Below are 2,833 nucleotides of genomic sequence, written 5' to 3' on the forward strand. Positions count from 1 at the left end.
CTCATACCAAATGAGATTGCCTTGGGAGTCAAGCTTGATGATTGCTGGCATAAAAGTCCAACTAACATCATCGAAGAAACTTGCATCCCCAAGTATCATTAAACTTCTGTCAGAGTTCACGTATATAGTTTTGGGAGTAAACATCTCCATAAGACCAAGACCTAATTCATAATCTGTTACTGAAAATGAACTAATGTACCCGCTTTGAGCAAAAACTATGCTGCAGAAGCTAAGTACTAATAAAACGTGTATAATGCGAAATGACGTTTTCATGATAATCTCCTATTTTACCAGAGTTATTTTTTTGGTATTCTGTGGATTGTTTGTTTCACGAATCAGATATACTCCTGTGGGACACCTCCTGCCTTCATTATCCCGCCTATCCCACACTATCTGAGCAATAGGACTGGCTGCGTTATTCATTGGGATACTTCTTACTTTCTGACCCTTGATATTGTATATCTCGATACGGTTGCCTGGTGCTTTGTGGAGTTCACCATATCCCAGCTCGATGGTAACAGAGTTTTGTGCGGGATTTGGATAAGCTATGATAGGAGATGAAGTTATGGTTTGGACTTCGTCCAGGTTTGGCACTTGCCCATTAGGCAATAGCTTCACCACTGCGATATGCGTATAGTTTGTGATCCCAACAAAGTAGATGCAGCCTTGTTGATCTAATTTTAAAATATCTGTATTATGCTCATAAAAAGAATCGGAAGACCACAGGGATATCTGATTGTAATCCACACACCAGATGTTTTGGAGGCTATAGTCATATTTTGCCAATCTGGCATTTTCGAATCCATGACTTCCAAACAAAACAAAATAATCTGGTGTGGATGCCACTGAGCAAATACTATACAAATCGGAGCCAATATTGTAAGATTGCAGGTCTCCCATGGCATCAATAGTGCTTAGAATCGTGCTGTGATTTTGGTCAATGGCTTCTATCGTAAACACCAATAAAGAATCGGAATCACAAAGCATCGACATGCCATAACCCTGGCTGGAACCACTAATGTCGTACCGGTTGATGATAACTCCATCCAGATCCGCATGCAAAATACTCAAATCATCAGAACCAAGATAGCAGGCAATATAGACAGAATTATCGTCTTTTTGTACCATGTTTCTACCAGTGGTTGAATTCCCATAATTCCCCGAATCTGTCGGATAATAATTTGCGGCCAAAGAATCACCAAACGCGCTTAATCTAAAAAAGGCAGCATGATATGCACCTGTTGGCTGTTTTCCTATTCTCCCGCAGGCCAATATTTCCCCATTAGGCAAGCGGATAGCTTTGCTGAAATAGCATCCCCAGCAGACAAACGATTTTTCCTCATTCATAGTAATAGATCCGTTTGTGTCAATAAAGCCCGTATTATATCCGGATGGCATTCCCAGAATAAAATGCACCACATCTGCATCGTCTATCCCAGTACCTATAATTGCGAAATGATCATCGAAGCGGGAATGAGATAAACATTGATCTACACCAGTGCCTACTATATGTTTAACATGGTTGAGAGATTGTCCCGTATGCCACATTAAATTGCCTTGGGGATCAAGTTTTATTATCAATGGTCCGTAACTCCAGAATTGATCCATATCATCAATATAGCTTGCATCACCAAGGATCACGACACTATTATCAGAGCAGAGATAACTTGTCTTTGGAGTAAAATACTGCAAATAGTCTATCGATATTGTACTGATATAACCTGATTGAGCATAGCACAATATCCCGACCAGCAGACTGATGAGCGTAATAATAATCTTTTTCATGATTTCCTCCTAATAGGATTTGCATATTTTTGTTGTAAGTGATTCATTGAAACGGAGCAGGTAAATACCCAGGGGACAATGTTTACCCTGCTTGTCTTTACCATCCCATTCCGTTTCGCCTTTGCTAACCTCAATAGAGCGCACTAACTGACCTTTGATATTATAAATTTCTATACGGTTTTCTCCGGTGACTGTCCCATCATCTTGCGTGATCTTGATATTGAGATGATCCTTCATCGGATTTGGATAGGCAGATATCCGATTTACTGGTGGACTAATCAATTCGTCCTCTATAGGTAATTGACCATTAGGCAAGAGCTTGATTACTACCTGATTCCCTGAATTCCCCCAAGCCCAATAGATACAGCCATCTGAATCCAGATCAAGCAAAGCAGTTGAGGGAGAACCGAATCCATCCCATATATAGGGGGTGGAGTTGCCTCCTTGATGATTCCAAACCCAGTTTACATCACCTGAATAAGACACGTTAATTAGTCCGCCCTCAAAAACCCTCCCGCACAAATACATGCTGTCTGTTTGGAGTTTGACGGAGGACACCCATGTTAAAATGCTATTATCAACTTCGAATAAGAAAGTAAGTTCGCCCGCAAACAAAAGAAAAACTTTTATACTATAGTCAGGATGTGGGCCCGTGGTCCCAGCTAAGATAAACGATTCATTATCTAAACTACGATTGATTGTCAAACTTGAGTCAATACTCCAAAAGATGCCAAGTATATCTACACGGTTTAAAATATCTCCATTTATGTCAATTTCTAATACTGATCCCAAAATGCTGCTTAGGTAGCATGTAACCAGAATATTGCCATTATCCATCAGAGCCAGATCGTAGGCTCCAGCTTCAAGATACTGGCTTCCCTGATCAACAGGCCAGAAAGCTGTAGCAAGCGTATCTCCCGCACTTGAAAAGCGGAAGAAGCAGGCAGATGATACATCGTAATTCTGCGATGCCTTGCCAACTGCTACGATCTCATTATCTGGGGTTCGTAGTGCTTTGTTGAAGCATATTCCCTGATTAGGCAGGTAA

At 40.8% G+C, this 2,833-nt stretch carries 3 protein-coding genes; all 3 read right to left on the minus strand.

All coding sequences use genetic code 11. From position 1 onward, the window contains the following. Positions 1 to 273: hypothetical protein (locus tag LHW48_05885; GenBank protein ID MCB5259991.1), on the minus strand; the 273-nt coding region annotated here is incomplete at its 3' end. A gap of 9 nt (positions 274 to 282) precedes the next feature. Then, positions 283 to 1,785: a T9SS type A sorting domain-containing protein gene (locus LHW48_05890; GenBank protein MCB5259992.1), complete on the minus strand. Its 1,503-nt coding sequence runs from the start codon at positions 1,783 to 1,785 to the stop codon at positions 283 to 285. 9 nt (positions 1,786 to 1,794) lie between these two features. Further along, on the minus strand, positions 1,795 to 2,833 hold a 1,039-nt coding region (locus LHW48_05895), incomplete at its 5' end, for a T9SS type A sorting domain-containing protein (protein ID MCB5259993.1).

The sequence above is a fragment of the Candidatus Cloacimonadota bacterium genome (assembly GCA_020532355.1).
In the GTDB taxonomy this organism is placed as follows: domain Bacteria; phylum Cloacimonadota; class Cloacimonadia; order Cloacimonadales; family Cloacimonadaceae; genus UBA5456.

Coding starts and splice junctions, on each gene's coding strand:
- LHW48_05890 (MCB5259992.1), bottom strand. CDS start 1,785: ATGAAAAAGATTATTATTACGCTCATCAGTCTGCTGGTCGGGATATTG.